This is a genomic window from Halorubrum sp. AS12 (assembly GCF_051122765.1).
Classification (GTDB): Archaea; Halobacteriota; Halobacteria; order Halobacteriales; family Haloferacaceae; genus Halorubrum; species Halorubrum trapanicum.
The window spans coordinates 609,553-633,960 of sequence record NZ_CP185385.1 but is presented as its reverse complement, the minus strand read 5'-3'; the positions used below and the strand labels follow the sequence as shown (position 1 = coordinate 633,960).

The following is a 24,408-nucleotide window of genomic DNA, read 5'->3' as shown; positions in this document are numbered from 1 at the left end:
GGCTCTCTCGGCCGACGACGGCCTCGCAGTCCGCCGTTCCGGAGCCGCCAGCCTCCGCGATCCTCACGCGACTTTCCATCCCGTCGCCGCCTTGGTCTCGCCGAGCCGCCGGGCGAGGTCGTCGTACGCGCTCCGGACGTCCGGGTCGGACAGCGGGGCGGCCCCGCCGTCCGGAATCGCGCCGAGAACGGGACAATCGAGCAGCGCCGCCACCCGGTCCGGCACGCTCGTCTCGCCGATCACGACCACGCCGACCGGTGGACAGCCGAGACGGCGCGCGATCGCCGCCGTCTTCGCGGCGTCGCGGAGCGCGGCCCGCTTGAGCGGCGTCGCGATCAGCGCCCGGTCCGCCGCTCGCAGGGGCGCGGCCACGTCCGGAGACGCGCCGGCCGGACAGTCGAGCAACACCGGTGCTTCGTCCGGCGTCGCGCCGTCGAGCGCGTCGAACGTCGCGTGCGCGTCGACGGACCGCGGCGAGTCGGGGGCCGCGAGGACCGTCGGCTCGGAGCGATCCGGGCGCACCCGATCGGTTCCGCGAGCCGCGTCGAGGACCGTTCGTGCCGCCTCTCCGGTGGCCTGCGGTCCGGTTCCGGCGGGCGCGGAGTCCGCCGCGGTTTCCGCGGCCAACCGCGCGAGATTCGGCAGATCCCAGTCGGCGTCCGCGCCGACTACGGGAGCGCCGCGCCGCGAGAGCGCGCGGGCGAGCCCGAGGGTAGTCGTGGTCTTTCCGCTTCCGCCCTTGCCGCCGGCGACGGCTATCACGGCGGGCGTGAGTCGGTATCGCTTATAAGGAGTCAGCCGTGATCGCCGTCCGGCACCGGCGGCCGGTCGGACGGCCACGCCAGCGAGCGCTGACGACGGATTAGTCCTGACAGCAGCCGCCGGCCTCGCCGCCGAAGTCGACGGCGAGCGGCTCGGAGATGGCTTCGTTGACGGCTTCGAGGGTGTCTTCGAGCTCGTCTTGTGCGTCGAGGTACTCGCTCATCACGGGCATCGAGTGGAGTTCGTCCTGCGCCTCTTGAACGCGCTGAAGCCCGTCGTTCGTCGCCTGTCCGGTCTGACGGGCCTGCATGAACTCCGCGCGCAACTGCTCGAACTCGTCGATCCGGCTCTGGACTTCCTCGTCGCGCTGGACCGCCGCTCTCGCCTCTTCGAACCGCTCGTACTCCGCGGTTTCGGCGATCCGTTCGCCAAGCTCTCGGCCGAGGTCCTCGATGGAGACCTGTTCGACGCTCATATTCGAACGTCGTGGGCGAGCCGTTTGAACCTGCCGGAGCCGGGGGTCGGGGTCGGCTTCCGACCCTCGTTACCGAGCCTGCGACTCGACGAACTCGACGACCGCCTCGAGCTCTTGGGGACCGATACCGTGGCCGCCGGGGAAGCTCCCGTGGGTGACGGCGGCGTCGACGGCTTCGAGCCGCTCGACGGCGGCGTTCGTCCGCGAGTCGGGGATCACGCGGTCACCGGCTCCGGCGCCGACGAAGATGGGCTTCCCCTCGATTCCGTCAGGGTCGAGATCGGCGTGCGACTCTGGGAGGTAGCCGTGGAGCGCGACGACCCACGCGTAGCGGTCGGGGTCCTCCAAGAGGAGCGAGAGGCTCGTGATCGCGCCCTGACTGAACCCGAGCAGGCCGATCCGGTCGGCGTCGAGTCCGTAGGCGTCGACCGCGGTCTCGACGCTCTCGACTATCAGATCGAGGCTCCGCCGGAAGTCGTCGGCGTCAGGCTGGCTCGACTCCAGCCCGCCGGCCGAGAGGTCGAGTTCGTACCACGTGTACCCACCCTGAAGCGGGTCCGGCGCGCGGAGGCTGACGACGTGGAGTTCGTCCGGCAGCTCGGCGGCGACCGGGAGCAGGTCCTCCTCGTCGGCGCCGCGGCCGTGGAGGACGAAAACGGCGGGCGCGGGCTCGCCGTCGGTCCCGTCGTCGGGCGCGACGTGAACGTGTTCGAGCGGAATGTCGGTCATCGGTGCGCGATTGGCGAGGACGGCGGTTAGGTCCGTCGGCCGCGGCAGCGCGTCGTCACGGCGCCGCCGCCGAAGGGCCGGTCGGCATCGACGCCGTGATTTTATAGTTCGCTCGCACAGACGGTCAGCGTATGCGTCCCCGCTCCCTCCCCCTGCTGGTCGCACTGCTCCTCGGCGTGACTGCCCTGGTCGCTGCGCCGCCGGTCGACGCGCGCGCACCGCCGACGCCCGTCTGCGGCGTCTGCGAACTGGATCGAACGACGGCGGACGGTCCCTCCGTGGCCGCCGGCGAGAGTTCGCTGACCGTCACGCTCCACGAGAACGGGTCGACGACGTGGGAAGCCCGGGTGGACCTCGCGGCCGGAAGCGACGCGCTCGCGGCGAACGAGTCCCTCCGGCGCGCGGTCGTCTCGGACGCCGTTCGGGACGGAATCGCGGATCCGAGAGACGTCGACTCGCGGGTCGACGGGGACGCGCTGGTGGTCGACTACCGAGATCCGAACGCCACGGAGCGACACCTCGGCGCCGTGGTGTTCACGCCCCTGACGCCCGCAGCTCCCCGGAATCCGATCGCGATCGGCGGCGAGGGGTCGCGGTACCTCGGCGCCGATCGGCTCGTCGTTCGCGGCGGATCCGGGTGGGAAGTGCGCGGCGACGCCCCCGCGGCGGACGCCGACGGGAATCTGGTCTGGTCCCGCGAGGACGTCGAGCGCGACGACGCGCAGCGGGTGCCCCTCGACGTCGACCGGGACCCGGTCGCGGTCGAGGCGGGCGCGGTGCTGCCCGGCGTGCGGACGTGGTTCGCTCGACTGCTCACCGACGACAGCCTCTGAGACATCGGGACTGCGCGTCGATCGCGGCGGCCGCTCCCCGACGGTCCGACGGGCGCAGCCGATGGTCACGAACGTCTGGGACGAAACTCGGGGTCGAACGGGCCGTTTAACCGTCCTGCCACACAATTCGTTCGATATGAGCGGCTCCACGGAGGGCGACCTCACGAAGACGGGGATGGCCCTGAAACACGACCGCGAGTGGGACTACGAACTCGACCGGATCCTCGAGGCCATCGAGGAGCGCGACGCCTCGAAGGTCGGTCTCCAGTTCCCCGAGGGGCTCAAGCGCCGCGGCCCGAAGGTCGCCGACGACCTCCGCGAGGTCGCCCCCGACGACGTCACGTTCATGCTCTCCGGGCAGCCCTGCTACGGCGCCTGCGACCTCGACACGTACCTGATGCGCCGGACGGACGTGTTCGTCCACTTCGGTCACACGCCGATGAAGGAGTCCGACAGCATCGTCTACGTCCCCCTGTTCTCGAACGTCGACCCGTTCCCGATCATGGAGGACGCGCTGGCGGAGGAGCTGTCCCCGCCGGAGGAGGACGCCGACGTGGGCCTCGTCACGACGGCTCAGCACATGAACCGGTTCGAGGAGATGACCGACTGGCTGGAGGAGCGCGGCTACGAGGTCCACACCCGCCGGGGCGACGACCGCCTCACGAAGGAGGGGCAGGTGCTCGGCTGTAACTACGCCTCCGCGGACATCGATGCCGAGCAGGTCCTGTACGTCGGCGGCGGGAAGTTCCACCCGGTCGGCCTCGCGATGGAACACCCCGACAAGCGCGTCGTCATCGCCGACCCGGTCAACAACGCCGTGTCGGTCGCCGAACACGACCAGTTCCTCAAGCAGCGCTACGCCGCGGTCCACAAGGCGATGGACGCGGAGAAGTGGGGCGTCATCTTCTGTACCAAGATCGGCCAGGGCCGCTGGGAGAAGGCTCAGGAGATCGTCGACAACAACGAGAACGCCTACCTGATCACGATGGACGAGGTGACGCCGGACCGCCTGCGGAACTTCGACATGGACGCGTTCGTCAACACCGGCTGTCCGCGGATCACGACCGACGACGGCCCGCGGTTCCACAAGCCGATGCTGACGCCCGGCGAGTACGAGGCCGCTATCGGCGAGAAGCCGCTCGACTCGATCGAGTTCGACACGTTCCACGACACCTGGTAAGTCGGCGCGAAGCGCGGTTCGCTTTTTCAGACTCCGTCGAACGCTTCCAGCGGTGAGATTACTTATAAACACCGAGCGCGGCGGCGCGTGCCGGCGAGCGGCCGCTCTCGGCGGCCGTGAGCCGCACGCGCGAGGCCGTCGGACTTCGCCCGCCTCCCAGAGGCGCGTCGCGCCTCGCTGTCGCCGGCGCTACGCGCCGGCTGCCAGAGAATCTTCGATTCTCGCTGGAGTCAGTCGCCCGGAGCGAAGCGACGGGCGACTGACGAGGCTGGGGAGGTACGAGGCTGCGGTGCTGGATGGGGCTTTGGAGGCGTTCGTCGTCGGGCCATCGGTTATCTGACTCTGTTGCAATTCTCTGGAGACGATGTTTCTCCGTCATCAATCGCTCAGTACGGGTGGTACAATTACCAACGACGCCCAGCTCAAGTGAATTACCGGAACAAGGACAAATAGTCAAAAAGCCTATTATCACTACTATGTGGTTTCAGGTATGTCCTTGAAGCGGCGAGTCATTCTCTTGGGCGGTGCGGCAACGGTCGGATTCGGGGCTCTTGGTTACTATGGGATAACGAGGTGCGACGAGGTCGCCTGTTTTTCTTTTGAGTTTCAGGGTGCTGACCATGTGGCTAATAGATTAGATGTTCAGCATACGGGTGGCCAGGAGAGCCTGCAAGCGGGTGATGTGTACTTCCGCGAGGTTGTTGTTGATTGGGAGTCCCGAGAGACAGACACCATCGCATGGTCTGAGTTAGATGATGAGGTGGAGCCAAGCGACACGATTGATGGCGATGAAATACGGCTCCAACTCTTGTGGGAAACGAACGTTGTGGAAATCCTGTGGCGGCAGGAGGGTGAGGAGACACTCATCGGAGCATGGGTTGACGAAGACGACGATGCTAGATAGGCAGAGTCCATCTGCCGGCTGTTCCACTCGATATAATACCTAGAAAAATAGATTTCACCGAATTCCCTTTCTGATTTGATCCCATCTCAACGAGTCGTCACGCCTCGTCCGGCGGGTTTAGGAAGAGGCCGTCGACCACGAGGACGCCGGCCGCGAGCGACCCGCCAGCGACGGGGAGCGTGTAACCACCGGCGACGAGCGACGCCGCCGCGTACACGACGCAGAACGCGAGCGGGATCGCGAGCAGGATGAGGTCTGCGCGGTCGACCCCGCCGAGACCCATCGACCGAGCCTCTTCGTGCCGCCCGCTCATTCCATGTACCCCAGATCCCGAAGTTTCTGCGCGATCTGTTTCGCCTCCTGCTCGGAGACCCCCTCGTCGGACTCCATCTCCTGAACGACGACGTGTTTCACGAACTCCTTGACCGAGCCGAACGGCTCGTCTTCGATGTACTCCTCGACGTCCGCGACGAATTCCTTCCGCAGGGAAATTGTGGTGTACTCGCTCATTGACGAGTCTGTCTCGCTCCGGACTGATAAATCTTAATTACATCTAATTACACGCCGTCGCGGCCCGCGCCCCCGGATTCGTTCGGTTCGGTAACGGAGGGTAATCGCGCCCCCGATCACGCCGATCCCGCCGGATCCTCCGCCCTTTTGAGGGCGGGTCCCGTCGTCCCGATCGATGACGACGAACGACGCCCTGATCTCCACCACGCACATCGGTAGTCTGCCGCGACCGCCGGAACTGCTCGACCTGCTCACCCGCCGTCAGGACGGCGAGCCGGTCGACCCCGACGAGTGGGACGAGACGGTCGCGGACGCGACCCGCGAGGTCGTCGACCGACAGGTCGAGACCGGTCTGGATTCGGTCAACAACGGCGAGCAGTCCCGCGTCTCGTTCAACTGGTACGTCGCCGACCGGCTCAGCGGCATCGACGGGAAGCGGGAGACGGAGCTGTGGGCTGACCTTCAGGAGTTCCCCTCCTACGCCGAGGAGACGTTCAAGACCGACGTGATCGACCTCTCGAAGCACCCGGTCGTCACCGAGGCGATCGAGTACACCGGCCGCGAGGAGGCGCAGGCGGAGATCGACGGACTCACCGACGCGCTCGCGGCCGCGGACCGCGACGTCGACGACGCGTTCATGACCGCGGCGTCGCCGAGCGTCGTCACCGCCACCCACGTCAACGACCACTACGACGACTACGACGAGTTCCTGTTCGCGGTCGCCGAGGCGATGAAGACGGAGTACGAGCTCGTCGCCGACGCGGGACTCACCCTCCAGATCGACGCCCCGGAGCTGCTGACCGTCGGCCACACCGCGGCGTACGCGGACGAGCCGCTGGAAGCCGCCAAGGACGCGACGCGGCTCCACGTCGAGGCGCTCAACGAGGCGCTTGCGAACGTGCCCGCCGAGCAGGTCCGGCTCCACACCTGCTGGGGCAGCTACGAGGGACCCCATCACTTCGACACCGACCTCGCCGAGATGCTGCCGCTGATCTACGAGGCCGACATCACCGGACTCAGCGTCGAGCAGGCGAACCCGCGCCACCAGCACGAGTACCGCGCGTTCGCGGAACACCCCCTCCCCGACGGGTGGACGCTCATCCCGGGCGTCGTCGACGTGAAGACGAACATCATCGACCACCCGGAGACGATCGCGGACAGGCTGGAGCGCGTCGCGGACGCGGTCGACGACGGGACCCCGCTCGTCGCCGCGCCCGACTGCGGCTTCGGCACGCAGGCCGGCATCGGGATGGTCGACCCCGAGATCGCGTGGGCGAAGCTGGAGGCGCTGGTCGAGGGCGCCGAGATCGCGAACGACCGACTCGACTGATCCGACGCGAAACCCCGCCGGCGCGCCGGCTGCCGGCACTCAGTCCGATCCGGTGTTGTCGCGGTCGACGGCTCGCTCGACGTGCTCGACCGCCGCCGCGGGCGAGTCGACGGCCTCGACGCCGTCGACGTCGTGGGTGTCGAGTCCGGCCACCGGGCGTCCCTGCGCGAGCGCGAGACCGATCTCCGAGAGGGTCCCGCTCGCGCCGTCGACCGCGACCGCGGCGTCGCCGTTCATCACGACGAGCGCGTTGCGCGCGTGACCCATGCCGGTCGAAATCGGGGTCGTGACGTGCGGGTTCGCGTCCTCGCGGTCGTCCGTCGGCAAGATTCCGATCGTCTCGCCGCCGGCCGCGCGGGCGCCGCGGCAGACCGCCGCCATGACGCCGCCGAGACCGCCACAGACCACGACGTGACCCCGCTCTGCGAGTCGCTCGCCGAGATCTTCCGCGACCGTCGCGGTCTCCGGACCGATCGAACCGCCGCCGATGACGCTGACGCGCATGGATCGGCTCACGACGTCCCAGCGGGTAAAACCGCCCGGTGGATTCCGCTTATTCCGGCGTAGCGTGTCATCTCGCGTCGATTCTCGCCGTTGAGACCGTCACTGAAACCCTTATCCCCGCCCGCCGCGAATGGAGACTATGACGTACGATACCGTCGTGTTCGACAACGACGGTGTCCTCGTGGGCCGCACGCGCTTCGACGTGCTCCGGGATGCGACCCGGAACGCGTTCGAGGAGTGCGGCGTCGAGGAGCCCGATCCGGACGACGTAGAGCAGATGACCATCGGTGCGACCCCCGGCAGCGTCGGCACCGTCTGCCAGACGTACGACCTCGATCCGGGGTCGTTCTGGCGAACGCGCGACGACGTGGTCTCACGCGCCCAACAGCAGGAGGCCCGCGAGGGGCGCAAGACCCCCTACGACGACCTCGACGAGCTACAGGACCTCGACGTCGAAATGGGGATCGTCTCGTCGAACCAGCAGGCGACCGTCGACTTCCTCGTCGACCACTTCGACGGGTTCGAGCGCATGGGCGCCGCGTACGGCCGCGAGCCGACGATCCACTCGCTCCAGCTGCGCAAGCCGAACCCGCACTACATCGAGCAGGCGCTCGGCGACCTCGATGCGGGTAACGCCCTGTTCGTCGGCGACAACGAGTCCGACGTGCGCGCGGCCGAGAACGCGGGGATCGACTCGGCGTTCATCCGCCGTCCCCACCGCCGCGACTGGGAGCTGAACGTCTGGCCGACCTGGGAGATAGAGAACCTGGCCGACCTCCACGACATCGTGGAGTGAGCCGCCTCGCTCCCCGTGCGTTCCGCCTTCCGGCAGCGGCGCGTCGGCGTGCGAGACCGCGGACCGCGGCCGCTCGATGAAGCGTTTAAATCGGATGCGGCGTAACTCGCACTCGTGACCGACTCGCCCCCGTGGGCCGACTTCTTCGGCCATCCGGAACCCTACCCCGAGCAGGCCGACGGCATCGACGCCGCCGTCGACGCCGCCGAGGACGGCGGCTTCCTCGCGCTGGAGGGCGCCTGCGGGACGGGAAAGACGATGCTCGCGCTCACCGCCGGACTCGACCGCGTCCGCGACCCCGACTCCGACTTCGAGCGCGTCTTCGTTCTCACCAGCGTCAAACAGCAGCTGTGCCAGTTCGAGACGGACCTGCGAACGATAAACGACGACCTCCCGGAGGAGTACGATCCCGTCTCCGGACTCACCCTCGTCGGCAAGGCCGACGTCTGTCCGTACGCGCGGGAGAACCGCGGCGGGATCGACCGCGAGAACGTGTACGAACGCTGCGAGGGGCTCCGCGAGCGAACGCGGAACCTCGTCGGCGACGGCGGCGCAACGACGACCTCGAACCTCGTGAGCGAGGCGCGGAGTCAGCAGGTCGGCCTGATGGACTCGGGGTCGGCGGGAACTGCCGGCTCGACCGTGGACGACGGCGCGGACGCCGACGCCCCCGCGGGCGACGCGCCCGCCGCGGACTACCTCTCCGTCGACGGCGAGCCGACGCCGTACCGACCGGATACCGAGGAGTACGACGACGTCGAGTTCTGCCCCTTCTACGCCGGCTTCCTCGACGACCTCCCGGAGGACGGCGATCAGGCGGAGGCGGTCCCGTTCGACGTGACCGAACTCGGCCACGTCGACGCCGACGAGCTGGTCCGGCTCGCGGCCGGCCACGGCTCCTGTCCCCACTCGATCATGGGCGCGCTCGTGCCCGAGGTCGAGGTCGTCATCGGCAACTACTATCACGCGTTCGACCCAGTGACGACCGGAACGTTCACCGGCGCGCTGCTGGACGACTCCACGTTCGTCGTCTGCGACGAGGCGCACATGCTCGAACCGCGCGTGCGCGACCTCGTGAGCGACGCGGTCGCCGACGCGAGCCTCCGCGACGCAGAGAACGAGCTCACCCGCGTCGTTCAGCCGCTCTCCTTCGAGTCGGCGGGCGCAGAGTCCGACGACGCCGCCTTGGTCCGCGGCGAACTGGAGGACGCGGACGTGACGGTCGAGGAGATCGAGGCGGTCCGTGAGTTCTACGATGACCTCCGCGGCGAGCTCGACCGCCGCGTGACCGCGCACCTCGACCGCGAGCGCCCCGACTGGCGGGCGTCGATGCGCGAGCTCGACGACGACGAGATCCCGCTCCGCGACCCCGAGGAGCCGGGCGAAGACGAGATCACCGCGTGGGCGGACGGCGAGGGGTACGGCGAGCGGGTCTGGGCGCGCGCCGAGCAGGTCGGCGCGGTCGTCAAGCGCGTCCTCGACTCGCTGGAAGACGAGGACAAGCAGCGCGCCGCCCCCGGCGTCGGCCGCACCCTCAACGCCTGGTACCGCGAGGGCCACACGGACTTCTTCCGCGCGATCGAACTCGAACGCACGTTCGACGAGACGGAGCCGCCGGACTCGTGGCGGCGGGCGTACAACGCGCGGCTCGCGCTCCACAACTGCCTGCCGAGCGAGCCGATCGGCGACCGGCTCGCCGAGTTCGGCGGCGGCGTCCTCATGAGCGCGACGCTGGAGCCGATGGACCTGTTCCGGGAGGTGACCGGACTCGATCACCTGTCGGAGCGCGGCCGTCCGGTCGTCGAGCGGACGTACGGCCTCTCCTTCCCGGAGGAGAACCGAGCCAGCCTTGCGGTCGACGCGCCGAAGTTCACCCACCAGAACCGCGGCGCGCCGGGCGAGGAGAACCCGACGCGGCTCGCGCACCTCGACGCGACGGCCGCGGTCGCGCGCCGCGAGGGCAACGTCCTCGTCGGCACTCCGAGCTACGCCGAGGCGACGTGGATGGCCGAGGCGCTCTCGGAGCGGCTCGACAAGCCGGTCCTCCTCGATGAGTCCTCCGGCGACCGCGAGACGGAGTCGCTGAAGGACGACTTCTTCGCCGGCGACGGGAAGGTGCTGGTGACGAGCCTCCGCGGGACCCTCACGGAGGGCGTCGACTACCGGGGCGACCGCCTCTCGGCGGCCGTCGTCTGCGGCGTCCCGATCATCAACACGGCGCGACCACAGACCCGAGCGGTGATCACCGCCTACGACCGCCGGTTCGAGTCGGGGTTCGAGACGGCGCTCACCGTCCCCGCCGTGCGGAAGGCCCGGCAGGCGGTCGGCCGCGTCATCCGCGGCCCGGACGAGCGGGGCGTCCGCGTGCTGCTCGACGCCCGGTACGCCCGCGACTCGTGGAACGGCGTCCGAGAGTACCTGCCCGAACACGAGCGCGAGGAGTACCAGCCCGTGAGTCCGGACATGCTGGAGGTCGCGCTCGACCGGTTCGAATCGCGGCTCCCGGCGGCGAGCGAGTGAGGCCGACCGGGATTTGCCCGGACACCCCCGCTATACGACGTTCGAGTCGATGTCTCGCGGGAAGTTAGTGAGCCGCTCCGTCCCCGACTCGGTGATCGCCACCGTGTCGGAGTGACGGTAGCCGTACTCGTCGGTGTAGAGTCCGGGTTCGATTGTGTACACGTGGCCGGGCGCCATCACGGCGTCGTCGCCCTCGTAGCGCTCGCCCCAGCCGCGGTCGATGTACGGCGGCTCGTGGCCGCCGAGACCGATGTTGTGGCCGACGTGGTGTTGCGCCAGATCGGTCACGCCCTGCTCCTCGAAGTACTCCCAGACGACGCGGTCGACCTCGGCGACCGGGACGCCCGGCCCGAGCGCGTCGATCGCGAGCGTCTGCGCCTCTAACATTAGTTCGAAGTAGTGTTCCTGTTCGTCGGAGTAGTCGCCGACGAACATCGTCCGCTCCAGCTCCGAGCGGTACCCGTCGACGTTCGCGGTCGCGCCGGTGACCAGCACGTCGCCCTCGGAGAGCCGCTCGTTCGGGGTGTGGCCGTGCGGGAGCGCGGTCTCCTCGCCGGAGATGTAGCCCGCGTGAACCGGTCCGTCGCCGCGGACGCGGACGCTGTAGGCGTCACCCAGCGTGTCGAGCATGGCGCGGGACGCCTCCGTCGACGCACGCTGTGAGACGGTGGCCGGGTGCGCGCCCGGTTCGGAGAAGTCGGCGAGGTAGCGGTGGCCGAGGTTCGCCCACTTCGCGGACTCGCGGATCAGATCGACCTCCGCGTCGGACTTCGCCCAGCGCATCCGGTCGACCCACGACTGCGTCTCGACGTCGAGGGACTCGGAGAATGCGGGGCCTTCGTACCCCATCACGCCCGGCGGGCCGTCGGCGTCGGCGGCGATCGCGTCGGCGCCGAGACCGTCGAGCATCTCGACGGCGACCGCGACCGGCTCGCCCCGGGGTAATCGAAGTAGTCGTGGACGGCGTCGATCCGCGGGTTCGGCGAGACGCGCTCGACCTCCAGTCTCGGGACGGTGATCTCGACGCGGTCGTCGGTGACCGCGAGGACGACCGGGCGCTCCGTCTGAATGTGATGGAAGCCGGTGAGGTACTCGATCGACGTCGCGCCGACCCACGTCGCGGCGTCGGCGTCGGTGTCTGCGAGCCGGTCCCGGACCGCGGCGAGCCGGTCCTTGAAGGCCGACTCGGGAAGTCGCGTGGCCATACCTCACCGATGTGCGAACGCGCCGATAAACGGTCGGGTAGCGGAACGCCTCCGGTGCCGGCGTCGGGGGTCGCTTCGCCCGGCTCAGTTCTCGCGGCGGGCGAACGCGAGGTTACCCGAGACGTTCTTGATGTAGGCCGTCACGGTCTCGCCCTCCTGCGCGCCGGGAACGAAGATCGTGTACTCGCCGCGCTCGGCGACACCGTCCCCCTTGCGGCCGGTACCGACGATCTCGAGTTCGTACGTGTTGCCCGACTCGACGGCGTCCTCCTGCCGCTGGGTGTTGGAGGTGTTCTGCTTGGCGACGGGTCGGAACGCCCCGCAGGCCTCACAGCGGAGCATCGGCGTCCGGTTCTCGGTCTCCAGCCGGGTGTCGGGGAGGCCGCACTCCGAGCAGGTGACGAACGACTCGATGTACGAGTCGATCGCGGCCTGGAAGTCGCGCTCGCGGAAGTTCCCGCTGTAGCGCGCGCGGCCGTCCTCGTACTGGCCGGCCGTGCCGAGCTCCTGCTGGATCTTCGAGTGGACGTGTTCGGGGTCGCGGCTCAAGGCGTCGGCGATCGCGGAGAGGTTCGTCAGGCGCGTGAACGCCCCGTCCTTCTGCCATTCTGGGTCCGGAACCGACAGCCGCTCGTCGGAGCCGCCCAGATCCGGCACCTCCTCCATCGCGCGGTCGAGGCTCGATTCGTAATCCATACGCGAGGAAACGACAGCGCGACGGAAATCGCTTCCGGGTTCGGTGGCGGCGACTCCGGAAGGTAAAGGCGGTGCTGGGAGAGTAGCAGTCTGCCAGAAGTAGCGGGAGGGAGATTTGAACCACGGTCACTCCGCGCTGCTCCGTTCCCTGGTTCAAATCTCCTCCGGGGCTATCTCGTCGACGACGCTGTTCACGCCTCGCTACGCTCGGCGTTCTGTCGTCAACAAAAGATAGCGGGAGGTAGATTTGAACTACCGATCTCCGGGTTATGAGCCCGGCGGAATCTCCTGGCTATCCCATCCCGCTATCATCACAAAACCGCGTGCGACTGTTAAGGGTTCTGATCCCGCCGCCGGTGTGCGATTCGTCCACGCGTCAGCGGCGGTTCCATCCCCTCGCGTCGGCGCCCCGAACCGGCCCTTCGTGTCGGCGTCCCGAATCGGGAGATCACTCCTCGATCGCGCCCTCGTCGTCTTCCGACCTCGCAGCGACAGCCTTGATCCGTATCCGCAACGCGAGGACCGCGACGGCGGCGAAGCCGACCGTCACCCCGACGTCGGCCGGGTCGCCAGAGAGCGCCCGCTGCGCGGTCAACCCCGCCATCAGCGCGAACACGAACGCCACCAGCCCCGCGATCGGGATCACGTACCCCTCTGAGAACGCCGACCCCCCGGACTCGTCGCTCATTTTCCATCTCTCCGAGGGCGATCGTGAAAAGACTCCCGCGACCATCCGCCCCTTGCGTCGGCCGCAAACGATTTTACCCATCATCGATAGTGATAGATGATGCACAAGCCGCTGTTGACCACGGACTTCTTAGACCGGGCGCGCCGACACTACGCCGACGAGGAGGCCGTCCTCGCCGTCGACGGGACGCGATACACGTACGCGGAGCTGGGCGAGCGCGCCGACCGCTTCTCCGCCGCGCTTCAGGCGCGGGGTATCGAGAAGGGCGACCGGGTCGCGGTGTTGGACCCGAACACGCACTACCACCTGGAGGCCGCCTACGGCGCGATGCAGGTCGGTGCGGTCCACACGCCGCTGAACTACCGGCTCACGCCGGACGACTTCTCGTACATGCTCTCGGACGCCGGGGTCGACGCCATCTACGCCGACGCCGAGTACGCCGCGAACGTCGAGGCGGTCCGTGAAGAGGTGCCCACCGAGACGTTCCTCACCAACGACCCCGACGCGGTCGAGGGCGACTGGGAGTCGTTCGACGCCGCGCTCGACGACGCGGACCCCGACGCCTACGAGCGCCCGGAGATGGACGAAGACGAGGTGATCACGATCAACTACACCTCCGGGACCACCGGCGACCCGAAGGGGGTCTGTCGCACCCACCGCGCCGAGACGCTCCACGCCTATCTCATCTCGATCCACCAGGAGATCGTCGACGACGACGTGTACCTCTGGACGCTGCCGATGTTCCACGTCAACGGCTGGGGCCACATCTACGCGATCACCGGCGCGGGCGCCCGCCACGTCTCCACCCGCGGGGTCGACGTCGCCGAGACGTTCGACCGAGTCCGCGAAGAAGACGTGTCATACTTCTGTGCGGCGCCGACCGTACTCAACATGCTCGGCGACCACTACGCCGAACACGGCGGCGAGACGACCGGAGACAACGATGTCCGGGTTGCCACCGCGGGCGCGGCGCCGCCGGAGGCGACGATCCGCACCGTCGAAGAGGAGTTCGGCTGGGAGCTCAAACACGTGTACGGCGCGACCGAGACCGGCCCGCTGATCACCACCTCGGACGCCAAGCGCCACTTCGACGCCGATTCCGACGACCGGTTCGCGGTGAAGAAGACGCAGGGGATCGGCTACCTCGGCACCGACGTGCGCGTTGTCGACGAGGACGGCGAGGACGTGGCCGCCGACGGCGAGACGATCGGTGAGATTGTCGTCCGCGGCAACCAGGTGATGGACCGCTACTGGAACAAGCCCGAGGCCACCGAGGAGGCGTTCTCGGAGCGGCTGGAGGGGTACTACCACATGGGCGACCTGGCCGTCGTCGACGAGGACGGCTTCGTCTCGATTCAGGACCGCAAGAAGGACATCATCATCTCCGGCGGCGAGAACATCTCCTCGATCGAACTGGAGGACACCCTCTTCGAGCACGAGGTCGTCTCCGACGTCGCCGTCATCCCCGCGCCCGACGAGCGGTGGGGCGAGACCCCGAAGGCGTTCGTCGTCCCCGAGAGCGGCGACCCGGACGACGCGGGCGCGACGCCCGAGGAACTCAAGACATTCGTCCGCGAGCGCGTGGCCGACTACAAGACGCCCGGCGAGGTGGAGTTCGTCGATGAACTCCCGACGACCGCGACCGGGAAGATCCAGAAGTACGAGCTGCGCGAGCGCGAGTGGGACGAGGAAGACCGGATGGTCGGCGAAGGGTAGAAGGGAACGCCTCAGTCCTCTCCAGCGCTGTTCTCCTCGGACTCGTCCGCCTCGACGCTCTCCTCCTCGTCGACGCCGGAGTCGCTCAGCCGGTCGGTGTCGATGCTCACGCCCGGCGGGGTGACGACGAGGAAGCCGCGGAAGTCGGATCAGCTCGCCGTCCATGTCCTTCACGTCGCGTGCGAAGGGTGCGGCCAGCTCGTTGAGGTCCCCCTCGATCGACAACACCAGCGTGTTCCCGTAGTCGACGCTGCGGACCCACTCCTCCGGGTCGGTCGTGCCGTCCAAGACGCCGAGGACGACGTCGCCGGCGGCGGCGAACGCCTCGTCCATCTTCGCCTCGGCGTCCCGCAGGTCGAGGTCCCAGTCGCTCATACGTGGGGGTCGACAGGCGGCGGCAAAAGCGTTCGGGAGCGGCGCCGTCGCCGACCGCGCGGTCGGCGGTCCCCTCTCCGCGCCGAACCGGTTCGTCCCTTCGCGGTGTGGTTAAGTGCGTCCCGCCCTCACCGGCGGATATGGAACGCACGCGGCGGTCCCTGTTGGCGGCCGGAGCGACGGTCGGCGTCGTCGGCGCGGCGGGGTGTCTCGGCGGTGGCGGTGGCGGCGGTGGCGGACTGAGCTTCGACGCCAGAGCGTACGACTGCGATCTGACGGAGCCAAGCGACCCGGACCTTGACTACCGACCGACCCTCGGGAACCCGGACGCCGACGTGACTGTCCAGGCGTTTGAGGACTTCACCTGCGGTCACTGCGCGAGCTACACGCTCGACCACTTCCCGACGATCCGCGAGGAGTACATCGAACCCGGAGACATCCACTACGAGCACTGGGACTTCCCGCTCCCGGTCAACGAGACGTGGGCGGTCCCGATCGCCAGCGCGGCTCGTGGCGTGGGGGACCGTCACGGCGACGAGGCGTTCTTCGAGTTCGCCTCAGCCGCCTACGAGTCGCAGGGAGCCTACGGTGATGGCAGCAGTGTAGACACCATGCCGGGCGGCGCCGACCCCTGCGCGGTCCTCTCCGACGCGGAGTTCACCGCGTACGAGGAGGCTACCCAGAGCGACAAGTCCGAGGGCGAGTCGATGGGCGTCTCCGGGACGCCGACCATCTTCGTGAACGGGAGCCCGGTGGAGGGCGGGTACGCCGCCGAGACGGTCGCGTCGGCGATCGACGCCGAACTCTGACGCGCGCGACGGGAACCGCCCGGAACCTGACGGGGATCGGTCGCCGAACGCGTCTTCTCGGAACGTCGGTCTTTTGGCCGTTCGCCCCGTTTTATAAGTAGATGAGCGACGCCGACCAGTCCGCCGATCCCTCCGCTGAAGCCGACGGTCCCGCCGGCGTCGACGCCTCGGTCGCCGGCGATCCGTCCCCCGCGGCCGAGACCGACGCCGGCGACCGCCGTCGGCTCGGGGGCGTCGTCCTCGCGGTGCTGATCTCGCAGGTCCTCCTCTACCCGGGCGTTCCCGACCTCGTCGTCGCGCTCGGCGCGCCAGCCGGCATCGACGCCGGGATGTGGTTCCTCGTCGCGGAGTTTGGCGCGTTCGTGACGTTCGCGGTCGTCTGGGGCGCGCTCTCGGACGCGCTCGGAACGCGGATTCCCCTCATCGTCGTCGGCGCGCTCGGCGGCGCGGCCTCCTACGTCGCGCTCGCGTCGCTGCCGGGTCTCGGACTCGGCTTCGAGGTCGCGCTCCTCGTCAGGGTCGTGGGCGGCGCGCTCACCATCGGCGCATTCTCGCTCTCGATCACCCTGCTGATGGACTTACGCGGCGGCAACGGCCGCAACATGGGGACCGCGGGGCTCGCGATCGGTCTCGGCGCGGCGGTCGGCTCCGTCGTCGGCGGGTCGCTCGCCGACCTCGGCGCGCTGTACCCGGTGTACGCCGGCGCGGTCGTGCTGGCCGCGGCGGGGCTGCTCGCGGCGACCGTCGACGACCGGGCCGCGACGGCCTCGACGGCGGACGGAGTCGACCACGCAGCGACCGACGAGGTCGGCTTCCGCGATGTCCTCGCCCGCGCGCGGACGACGCCCGGTCTCCTCGTGCCGCTCGCGTTCGGCTTCGTCGACCGACTCACCGCGGGCTTCTTCGCGCTCGTCGGCGTGTACTACTTCCAGGACCCGGCGACGTTCGGTCTCTCGTCGGCCGGCGCGGGCGCGACGCTCGCGCTCTTTTTCGTCCCCTTCGCGCTGCTTCAGTCGCCGCTCGGCGCGCTCTCGGACCGGATCGGCCGCTTCCTCCCCGTGGTGGCCGGGTCGCTCGCGTACGGCGTCGTCACGATCGGCGTCGGCGTCGCGCCGGCGTACCCGATCGCCGCGGCGCTGATGGTGCTTGTCGGCGTCTGCGGCGCACTGATGGCGCCGGCGACGATGGCGCTCGTCACCGACCTCGTCGAGCCGGAGGTGCGCGGCGCGGCGATGGGCCTGTTCAACGTGTTCGGGTCGCTCGGGTTCCTCGCGGGCTTCCTCATCGGCGGGAACGCCACGGACGCGTTCGGCTACACGCCCGCGTTCCTCGCGGTCGGCGGGCTGGAGCTGGCCATCGCGATCGCGCTGCTGCCGGCGGTCCGGTCGATCTCGCCCGGTGCGGGCGTGATCGGGCGGCTCGGCGCGGAGGGGTGACCCTGACGGTCTCGGGCACCGCGCTCCCCTCCCGTCCCCGCCCCGAGGCGAGTCCTTTTAACCGGCGCGTCACTTCGGTTCCCGTAACCGATGGACCTCCTCGTGGTCGGCGCCGGTGAGATCGGGCGCTGGGTCGCCGACACCGTCTCCGCCGACGCCGCGCCGGTCGACGCGAGCGTCGCGTTCGCCGACCGCGACCCGTCCGTCGCGGCCGACGCGGCGGCGGGACGCGACGCACGGACGGTCGACGCCGACGGGGACACCAGCCACGACGCGGTCTGTCTCGCGGTGCCGATGTCGGCGGTACCCGCCGCAGTCGAGGCGTACGCGCCCCGGGCGGAGCGGGCGATCGTCGACGTCTCCGGCGAGATGACGGACGCGGTCGCCGCGATGCGCGACCACGCCCCCGACCTCGAACGCGCGAGCTACCACCCGCTGTTCGCGCCGCCGCGCGTTCCGGGGAACGTCGCGGCCGTCGTCGACGAGGGCGGCCCGCTGGTCGACTCCCTCTCGGCGGCCGTCGAGGCCGGCGGCAACGACGTCTTCGAGACGACCGCAGCGGAACACGACGAGGCGATGGAGACGGTTCAAGCGGGCGCGCACGCGGCGATACTCGCGTGGCGACTCGCCGCGGAGCCGGTCCGCGAGGAGTTCCACACGCCCGTCTCGGCCGCGCTCGACGAGGTCGCCGACACCGTCACGGAGGGGTCGCCCGCGGTGTACGCCGAGATCCAGCGCGCCTTCGACGGCGCCGAGGACGTGGCCGACGCGGCGGCGGCGATCGCCGACGCCGACGACGAGGCGTTCGCTGCCCTCTACGAGCGGGCCCGCGGTGACCGCGAGGGGCGGGACAGACTAGAGTGAGACGACGCGAGGCAGACGAGAAACCAATGATCGACAGAACCGCGGTCCGGAACAACGCGAACTACCTGCGCAACGTTAGACCGATCGACCCCGAGGAGATCGCCGAGTACATCGAGGGGACCCCGCACCCGGCGGTCGTCCGCGAGACGCTCCGCGAGGAGGCGTTCGACCTCCGGCTCCGCGAGCGCGATGACGGCGCCTTCGTCCCCGTCGAGGAGACGCCCGTCGACCCGCCCGGCTGGGGACCCGAGGCGCTCCCCGAGGCGTACACGTTCGCCTTAGAGGACCTGCTGGTCCGCGAGTACGGCGCGAACTGGCACCGCGGCGAGTCCGGCGACGCGCTCCGCGAGCGGGTCCGCCGGATGAAGACGGACTACCTCTACGAGAACGAGGTCGAGTACGACCGCGTCGCGGCGCTCGGCTACGCGATCTACCACCTGCCGGCCTACTACGCGACGGTCGGCTACGTCCTCGACGACCTCACCGAGAACGGCCTGCTCGACCGGACGCTCCGCGTCCTCGACGTGGGCGCGGGCGTGGGCGGTCCCGCGCTCGGTCTCCACGACTACCTCCCCGACGACGCGGTCGTCGAGTACCACGCCGTCGAGCCGAGCGCCGCGACCGACGCCCTCGACCGGATGCTGGAGGAGACCGGCCGCAACTTCCGGACGACGGTCCACGAGACGACCGCCGAGGCGTTCCTCGGGCTCGACGAGGAGGAAGGACCCGCCCCCACGACGGACGATCCCTTCGACCTCGTCCTCTTCGGCAACGTCCTCTCGGAGCTGGCCGACCCCGTCTCGGTCGCCGACGCCGCGCTCGACGCGCTCGCCCCCGACGGGAGCCTCGTCGCGTTCGCGCCCGCCGACCGGAACACCGCGATCGGACTCCGGCAGATCGAACGGGAGGTCGTCGCGGGCGACGGCGAGGGCCGCGGCGGCGACCGCCCCGGCCGCGACGCCGAGATATACTCGCCGGCCCTGCGGCTGTGGCCCGACGCGGTCCCGAGCGATCCGGGGTGGTCGTTCGACGTCGCGCCCGACCTCGCGGTCCCGCCGTTCCAGCGCCGGCTCGACGAGGCGGCGGCGCGCGGCGACACCGACGAGCCGGGCGAGTTCGTCAACGTCGACGTCCAGTTCGCCTACTCGATCCTCCGCCCCGACGGGAAACGCCGGGTCGATATCGAAGCGAGCGCGGAGCGGTGCGCGCGCATGGCCGAGTCGGAGCGCCACGTCACCGACCGGGTGAACCTGCTCGCGGTGAAGCTGAGCCACGACTTGAGCGAGGGCGAGAACGCCCTCTACCGCGTCGGCGACGGCTCGCAGGCGACCGACCACTACCTCGTCTGTACCCGCGAGACCGCCCTGAACCGCGACCTCCGGGAGGCCGACTACGGCGCGGTCGTCTTCGTCGAGAACGGGCTGGTCCTCTGGAACGAGGACGAGGGCGCGTACAACGTCGTCGTCGACGACGAGACGGTCGTCGACCTGGTCGCGCCCTGACTCGGCCGAAATTACGGTCCGGGCCGACGCCGCTCAGTCCCCGGCGACCGGCTCGATCAGCTCCGGCGCGTCGGCGCCCGGCGAGTTCACCCGCGTCGACACCGGGTGCGCGGTGAGTTCGTCGCTCGGATACGGGTCGAGCAGGGCGGCCGCCTCCTCGGAATCTCCTCGGAGCCACGCCTCCTCCTCGCCCGCGTCGGGGTCTAGAGATCACCGCCATCCGGTGATGGAGGTCGGCGACGAGGTCGTTCGGTTCGGTGGTGAGGACCGCGAACGTCTCGATCACGTCCGCCTCGTCGTCCTCGTCGCCTCCGTCCCCGCCTCCGTCGCCGAACGCGTCGAGTCCGGTCTGGCTCGTCTCCGGCGTCGGCGGCTCCCAGCGCTCGTAAATCCCGGCCATCGCGAACGGGCGGTCGTCGTCGAAGGCGACTCGGTAGGGCGTCTTCCCGGAGCCGCCGCGGTCCCCGTCGGGACCGCCGCCGACCCACTCGTAGAAGCCGTCGGCGGGGACGAGACCGCGCCGGCGCTCGAAGGCGTCGGCGAAGCTCCGCTTCTCGCGGACCGTCTCCGCGCGGGCGTTGATGAGGTCGAACGATTCGTCGGCCCACGAGGGGGTCAGCCCCCACTCCATCCGGGTCGCTTCTTCGGGGGCCTCGTCGGTGATCACCGGCAGCGACTGCCCCGGCGCGCAGTTGTAGCTCGGCTCGCGGTCGCCAAAGTCGGCGTCGAACCGGTCTTCGAGGTCGGCGGTCGGGGTGAAGAGCGTGTAGCGGCCGCACATACGTTGCCATCGGCGCGAACGGGCTTCAATTCGGCGCAGGCGGCGGCATTCCCCCGCCTCCTGGATCGTCACCGCTCGTCCGACGCGCATCGCTCTGAACTGTGTCACGTTACCGATCTGCTTCCGCTTAGCACACCATTATATTCCTCTAATCTTCATGAATGACCTACGGCCATCAGTAAACATGAACAGACAAAGGCTCGTACTGTTTGGAGTCGCGCTCGCGCTGATACTCATCGGCGGCGCCGTCGGGTGGTGGGGACACACCGCCGGCGGCGACCTGACGATTCAGGAGACGCAGATCGAGACCGAAGGGGGAACGATCGACGCGTACCTCTACGTCCCGCCCGGAGTCAGCGCCGATGACCCGGCGCCGGGCGTGCTGGCGACGCACGGGTACATCAACAGCAAGGAGACGCAAGCGCCGTTCGCGATCGAGTTGGCCAGGCGCGGCCACGTCGTGTTGGCCATCGACCAGACCGGCCACGGCTACTCCGACCCGCCGGCGTTCTCGCAGGGGTGGGGCGGCCCGCCCGCGCTCGACTACCTCTCCGAGCACGAGCTCGTCGACGAGGACCGGATCGCGCTCGAAGGCCACTCGATGGGCGGCTGGGCGTCCGTCGCGGCGGCCGCGACGTACCCGGACAGCTACGAGTCGATGGTCCTCGCCGGCTCGTCGACCGGATCGTCCGGCGCGCCGCCGGGGAACGCGACCTTCCCGCGGAACCTCGGTGTCGTCTACGCCAAGTACGACGAGTTCCACGGGCTGATGTGGGAGACCGCGACCGCGCCGTCGACCCCGGAAAGCGAGAAGCTCCAGTCCGTCTTCGGCACCGACGAGCGGATCGAGACCGGGACGGTGTACGGCGACTTCGAGTCGGGTACCGCCCGGGCGCTGTACCAGCCGGGCACGACTCATCCCGGAACGACCCACTCGCCGACCGCCGTCGGACAGGCGGTCCAGTGGATCGAGCGGACGACGGGCGGCGAGACCTCGCTCGACCCGAGCGACCAGATCTGGCACTGGAAGGAGCTGGGGACCGCCGTCGCGCTGCTCGGCGGCTTCCTGTTCCTCTTCCCGACGATCGGGACGCTCTCGGAGGCGGGCGCGCTCTCCGCGGCGACGCGGTCGGTCCCGGAGCCGGTCGCCGAGCGCGACCTCGGCTGGGGGCTCTCGGTCGCGTTGACCGCGTTGCTCCCGGTCGCGACGTACTACCCGCTGATGCTCCTCGCGGGGCAGGTGATGCCGCTGACCGCGGTGACGCCGCAAAACGAGACGAACGGCATCGTGCTGTGGATCCTGGGGAACGCGGCGATCATCGCGCTCCTACTCGGGGTCTGGCACGTCCGTAGCGATCGGACGTTCGCCGAGGCGCGCGACCGGTACGGGCTGGACGCGGGCGACGGCGCCGGGACGCTGGCCCGGTCGGTCGCGATCGCGGCCGGGACGGCGCTCGCGCTGCTCGCGCTGCTTCTCGCGTTCGACGCCGTCTTCACGCTCGACTTCCGCGCGTGGGTCCTCGCGCTGAAGCCGCCGAGCGCGCTCCACGTCCGGATCGGGATCGGCTACTTCCCGGCGTTCTTGGCGTTCTTCTTCGCGCTCGAACTGCTGCTCCACGGCCGGCTGCGCACCCGGGCGGCGACCGACTCCCTGCGTCGGGCTATCGCGGGGAACGTCGGCCTGCTCGCCGGCCCGTTCGTCGGGTTCCTCGCGGTCCAGTACGGCTGGCTGTTCGCGACCGGCGCCCTGCCGCTGCCGGCCACGGCGCTCCAGACGATCATCGCGTTCCAGTTCGTCGGCGTGCTGATCGGCGTGGGCGCGGTCTCGACGTACAGCTTCCACCGCACGGGGCGCGTGTGGGTCGGCGCGGTCCTCAACGCGCTGCTCGTGACGTGGCTCGTCGTCGCCTCGCAGGCGACCCACCTCCCGCTCTGAGGGAACGACCCTCTCGATGACGGGAGGGGACGGACTCTTCCCGTCGACTTTTTCACCGCGCGTCGCTCGGAGACGGACATGCGCATCGAGAACAGCTTCATCCCCGTCGAGGGGGTGGGCGAGACGACCGAACGACGCCTCTGGGAGCGAGGGGCCACGACGTGGGACGAGTTCGATCCCGCGGTCGACGTGCCGGGGATGGGCGCGACGACCGCGGACCGGATCGAGTCGTTCATCGCGGACGCGCTCGCGCGACTCGACGACGGCGACGCGGACTACTTCGACCGGAAGTTCCCCTCCGGCGAGCGCTGGCGGCTCTACGAGAACTTCCGCGAGGAGACCTGCTTCTTCGACATCGAGACGACCGGTCTCGACGAGCGGCGGGATCGAGTGACGACGGTCAGCTTCCATCAGGACGGGGAGACGACGACGCTCGTCGCCGGCGAGGACCTCACCGCGCGACGGCTCCGCGAGCAGTTCGCGGACGCGAGCCTGCTCGCGACGTTCAACGGCGCGCGCTTCGACGTCCCCTTCTTAGAGACTTCCTTCGACGTCGACGTCGACACGCCCCACCTCGACCTGATGTACCCCGCGAAGCGGATCGGTCTCTCGGGCGGGCTGAAACCGATCGAGAAACAGCTCGGGATCGAGCGCGACCGACCGGACATCTCCGGCCGCGACGCGGTCCGCCTCTGGCGCGAGTACGAGCGCGGGGACGAGGAGGCCTTAGAGACGCTCGTCTCGTACAACCGCGAGGACACCGTGAACCTCCGGACGCTCGCGGACGCGGTCTGTGCCGCGCTCGACGAGGAAGTGTTCGTCGCCGCCCCGGACGGAGACGGCGACTGAGAGGGACCCGAGAGGTCGCGGACGGCGGGTATGGACTGTCGCGACGGCTAATCCGTGACGGCTACCGTCGTACGGCCAATTCCGTGACGGCTACCGTCGACGCCGTTACCGACGCAGGACGGTTCCACCGGAGCCAACGACGACGGCGTCGCCGTCGCCGTCGACCGCGTTCAGGTTCTCGCCGACCGGCGTGTCGAGGACGACCCGGTCGTCGGCCGTCAGCTCCTGAACGACGCCGCCGCTGCCGACGACGTAGCCGGTCTCGCCGTCCGTCTCGATGTCGACGAGATCGGCGTCGCCGAGGGCGTCCGGCGTCCAGTTCGCGCCGTCGTACGTCAGGACGGTGCCGTTGCCGCCCGAGACGGCGACGTCGTCGGGCGCGTCGCTGTCGAGCCCGTAGAACGTCACGTTCGCGTCCTCGATGCCGATCGCGTTCCAGGTGACGCCGTCGTCGGTGACGAACACGCGACCGTTCGTGTCGATCGCGTGCCCGCTCCGGGGACCGTGGAAGTCGATCGCGGGGAGCGCGGAGCCGCTGCCGGGCGTGACGTAGTCCCACGTCTCCGCCGCGCCGTTCTCGAAGCTGTGGTAGATCTTCCCGGAGTCACCGGCGACGTAGACGTTCGCCTCGCCGGCCTCGCCCGTGACCGCGACGTCGTTGTAGTTGTTCGTGTTGTCCATCGGCGCGGAGTGGTCGACGAGCGTGTCCGTCGCGGGGATGTACTCGCCGATGGCGCCGCTCGCACCGACGAACCAGACGCGCTCGCCGTCGTCGGTGACGGACGCGCCATAGAGGTTGTTCCCGTTCCCGGTCGGGCCGCCGTCGCGGAGCGTCCGCCAGCCCTCGGCCGCCGGCGCGGTGAGGACGCCGCCGCCGCCGACCGCGAAGCGACCGGCGTTCGCCGACACCACGTCGTGGAGCGTGCTGTCGGTCTCGGTCTTCTCGACGGTCCACTCGCTCTCCGCGGCCGCGGCGACCGTAGTCACGCTTCCCGATGCGACGAGCGC

The 24,408-nt window shown here is 69.5% G+C and carries 22 protein-coding genes, 1 tRNA gene and 3 pseudogenes; 13 read left to right on the top strand and 13 right to left on the bottom strand.

Translation table 11 applies throughout. The features are described from left to right. Window positions 1-63: 63 nt before the first annotated feature. The 3 genes from ACODNG_RS03220 to ACODNG_RS03210 all read right to left on the bottom strand — a co-directional run bounded on the left by ACODNG_RS03220 (window position 64) and on the right by ACODNG_RS03210 (window position 1,966). Complete coding sequence (locus tag ACODNG_RS03220; protein WP_434522407.1) at window positions 64-762, bottom strand: P-loop NTPase; 699 nt, start codon at window positions 760-762, stop codon at window positions 64-66. A 100-nt stretch (window positions 763-862) separates the two neighbouring features. Further along, window positions 863-1,237 carry a YlbF family regulator gene (locus ACODNG_RS03215; RefSeq protein ID WP_209546182.1) on the bottom strand — a complete coding sequence of 125 codons (375 nt, stop codon included), beginning with the start codon at window positions 1,235-1,237 and terminating at the stop codon, window positions 863-865. 69 nt (window positions 1,238-1,306) lie between these two features. Further along, on the bottom strand, window positions 1,307-1,966 hold the full coding sequence (locus ACODNG_RS03210) for an alpha/beta hydrolase (protein ID WP_434522406.1): 660 nt from the start codon (window positions 1,964-1,966) through the stop codon (window positions 1,307-1,309). A 131-nt stretch (window positions 1,967-2,097) separates the two neighbouring features. On the opposite strand from ACODNG_RS03210, the gene ACODNG_RS03205 reads away from it, so the two are divergent. The 3 genes from ACODNG_RS03205 to ACODNG_RS03195 all read left to right on the top strand — a co-directional run bounded on the left by ACODNG_RS03205 (window position 2,098) and on the right by ACODNG_RS03195 (window position 4,883). After that, window positions 2,098-2,799, top strand: a complete 702-nt coding sequence (locus ACODNG_RS03205) for a hypothetical protein (RefSeq protein ID WP_434522405.1) — start codon at window positions 2,098-2,100, stop codon at window positions 2,797-2,799. Between the two features lie 136 nt (window positions 2,800-2,935). Next, window positions 2,936-3,979, top strand: coding sequence for a diphthamide biosynthesis enzyme Dph2 (gene dph2 / locus ACODNG_RS03200; RefSeq protein ID WP_434522404.1), 1,044 nt, complete (start codon window positions 2,936-2,938; stop codon window positions 3,977-3,979). Between the two features lie 490 nt (window positions 3,980-4,469). Then, entirely contained in the window at window positions 4,470-4,883 is a 414-nt protein-coding gene (locus tag ACODNG_RS03195) for a hypothetical protein (protein ID WP_434522403.1), read from the top strand. Between the two features lie 97 nt (window positions 4,884-4,980). Here the strand turns inward: ACODNG_RS03195 and ACODNG_RS03190 are convergent, their stop codons facing one another. Both ACODNG_RS03190 and ACODNG_RS03185 read right to left on the bottom strand, forming a co-directional pair. Then, on the bottom strand, window positions 4,981-5,196 hold the full coding sequence (locus tag ACODNG_RS03190; protein WP_434522402.1) for a hypothetical protein: 216 nt from the start codon (window positions 5,194-5,196) through the stop codon (window positions 4,981-4,983). Beyond that, window positions 5,193-5,393: a hypothetical protein gene (locus ACODNG_RS03185; protein ID WP_434522401.1), complete on the bottom strand. Its 201-nt coding sequence runs from the start codon at window positions 5,391-5,393 to the stop codon at window positions 5,193-5,195. The genes ACODNG_RS03190 and ACODNG_RS03185 overlap by 4 nt, the downstream gene beginning before the upstream one ends. Window positions 5,394-5,568: 175 nt before the next feature. Here ACODNG_RS03185 and ACODNG_RS03180 point away from each other — a divergent pair, with 175 nt between their 5' ends. Next, complete coding sequence (locus ACODNG_RS03180) at window positions 5,569-6,723, top strand: methionine synthase (RefSeq protein WP_434522400.1); 1,155 nt, start codon at window positions 5,569-5,571, stop codon at window positions 6,721-6,723. Window positions 6,724-6,762: 39 nt separating this feature from the next. Here the strand turns inward: ACODNG_RS03180 and ACODNG_RS03175 are convergent, their stop codons facing one another. Beyond that, window positions 6,763-7,227 (bottom strand): TIGR00725 family protein, encoded by a 465-nt coding sequence (locus tag ACODNG_RS03175; protein ID WP_434522399.1) that lies wholly within the window; start codon window positions 7,225-7,227, stop codon window positions 6,763-6,765. 139 nt (window positions 7,228-7,366) lie between these two features. Here ACODNG_RS03175 and ACODNG_RS03170 point away from each other — a divergent pair, with 139 nt between their 5' ends. Together ACODNG_RS03170 and ACODNG_RS03165 are read left to right on the top strand one after the other, a co-directional pair. Then, a complete protein-coding gene (locus ACODNG_RS03170; RefSeq protein WP_434522398.1) occupies window positions 7,367-8,023 on the top strand; it encodes an HAD family hydrolase in 657 nt (218 codons plus the stop codon). A gap of 114 nt (window positions 8,024-8,137) precedes the next feature. After that, the gene (locus tag ACODNG_RS03165; protein WP_434522397.1) at window positions 8,138-10,543 is read left to right on the top strand and encodes an ATP-dependent DNA helicase; all 2,406 of its coding nucleotides are present in this window, start codon (window positions 8,138-8,140) and stop codon (window positions 10,541-10,543) included. 30 nt (window positions 10,544-10,573) lie between these two features. Here the strand turns inward: ACODNG_RS03165 and ACODNG_RS03160 are convergent. The 4 genes and pseudogenes from ACODNG_RS03160 to ACODNG_RS03145 form a co-directional block, all read right to left on the bottom strand. Continuing rightward, window positions 10,574-11,748: pseudogene (locus tag ACODNG_RS03160) on the bottom strand (M24 family metallopeptidase). Window positions 11,749-11,832: 84 nt separating this feature from the next. Beyond that, entirely contained in the window at window positions 11,833-12,444 is a 612-nt protein-coding gene (locus tag ACODNG_RS03155; RefSeq protein WP_209546156.1) for a translation initiation factor IF-2 subunit beta, read from the bottom strand. Between the two features lie 232 nt (window positions 12,445-12,676). After that, window positions 12,677-12,751 (bottom strand) — tRNA-Met (locus ACODNG_RS03150). 141 nt (window positions 12,752-12,892) lie between these two features. Then, the gene (locus tag ACODNG_RS03145) at window positions 12,893-13,132 is read right to left on the bottom strand and encodes a hypothetical protein (RefSeq protein WP_434522396.1); all 240 of its coding nucleotides are present in this window, start codon (window positions 13,130-13,132) and stop codon (window positions 12,893-12,895) included. 99 nt (window positions 13,133-13,231) lie between these two features. On the opposite strand from ACODNG_RS03145, the gene ACODNG_RS03140 reads away from it, so the two are divergent. Then, window positions 13,232-14,848, top strand: a complete 1,617-nt coding sequence (locus tag ACODNG_RS03140; protein ID WP_434523047.1) for a long-chain-fatty-acid--CoA ligase — start codon at window positions 13,232-13,234, stop codon at window positions 14,846-14,848. Between the two features lie 11 nt (window positions 14,849-14,859). On the opposite strand, the pseudogene ACODNG_RS03135 reads toward ACODNG_RS03140, so the two are convergent. Beyond that, window positions 14,860-15,223 (bottom strand): annotated as a pseudogene (locus ACODNG_RS03135) (DUF5779 family protein). A 140-nt stretch (window positions 15,224-15,363) separates the two neighbouring features. Between ACODNG_RS03135 and ACODNG_RS03130 the strand changes: the two are divergent. The 4 genes from ACODNG_RS03130 to ACODNG_RS03115 all read left to right on the top strand — a co-directional run bounded on the left by ACODNG_RS03130 (window position 15,364) and on the right by ACODNG_RS03115 (window position 19,834). Further along, window positions 15,364-16,032, top strand: coding sequence for a DsbA family protein (locus ACODNG_RS03130; RefSeq protein WP_434522395.1), 669 nt, complete (start codon window positions 15,364-15,366; stop codon window positions 16,030-16,032). A gap of 101 nt (window positions 16,033-16,133) precedes the next feature. Continuing rightward, window positions 16,134-17,468 (top strand): MFS transporter, encoded by a 1,335-nt coding sequence (locus ACODNG_RS03125; protein ID WP_434522394.1) that lies wholly within the window; start codon window positions 16,134-16,136, stop codon window positions 17,466-17,468. 90 nt (window positions 17,469-17,558) lie between these two features. Next, a complete protein-coding gene (locus tag ACODNG_RS03120; RefSeq protein ID WP_434522393.1) occupies window positions 17,559-18,332 on the top strand; it encodes a prephenate dehydrogenase in 774 nt (257 codons plus the stop codon). Window positions 18,333-18,358: 26 nt separating this feature from the next. Then, the gene (locus ACODNG_RS03115; RefSeq protein ID WP_434522392.1) at window positions 18,359-19,834 is read left to right on the top strand and encodes a small ribosomal subunit Rsm22 family protein; all 1,476 of its coding nucleotides are present in this window, start codon (window positions 18,359-18,361) and stop codon (window positions 19,832-19,834) included. A gap of 33 nt (window positions 19,835-19,867) precedes the next feature. Here the strand turns inward: ACODNG_RS03115 and ACODNG_RS03110 are convergent. Beyond that, a pseudogene (locus ACODNG_RS03110) lies at window positions 19,868-20,615 on the bottom strand (SOS response-associated peptidase). A 184-nt stretch (window positions 20,616-20,799) separates the two neighbouring features. On the opposite strand from ACODNG_RS03110, the gene ACODNG_RS03105 reads away from it, so the two are divergent. Then, the gene (locus ACODNG_RS03105; protein ID WP_434522391.1) at window positions 20,800-22,551 is read left to right on the top strand and encodes an alpha/beta hydrolase family protein; all 1,752 of its coding nucleotides are present in this window, start codon (window positions 20,800-20,802) and stop codon (window positions 22,549-22,551) included. A gap of 78 nt (window positions 22,552-22,629) precedes the next feature. Then, complete coding sequence (locus tag ACODNG_RS03100; protein WP_434522390.1) at window positions 22,630-23,400, top strand: ribonuclease H-like domain-containing protein; 771 nt, start codon at window positions 22,630-22,632, stop codon at window positions 23,398-23,400. Window positions 23,401-23,505: 105 nt separating this feature from the next. Here ACODNG_RS03100 and ACODNG_RS03095 read toward each other — a convergent pair whose 3' ends face one another. Beyond that, the gene (locus ACODNG_RS03095) at window positions 23,506-24,387 is read right to left on the bottom strand and encodes a WD40/YVTN/BNR-like repeat-containing protein (RefSeq protein ID WP_434523046.1); all 882 of its coding nucleotides are present in this window, start codon (window positions 24,385-24,387) and stop codon (window positions 23,506-23,508) included. Between the last annotated feature and the right edge of the window lie 21 nt (window positions 24,388-24,408).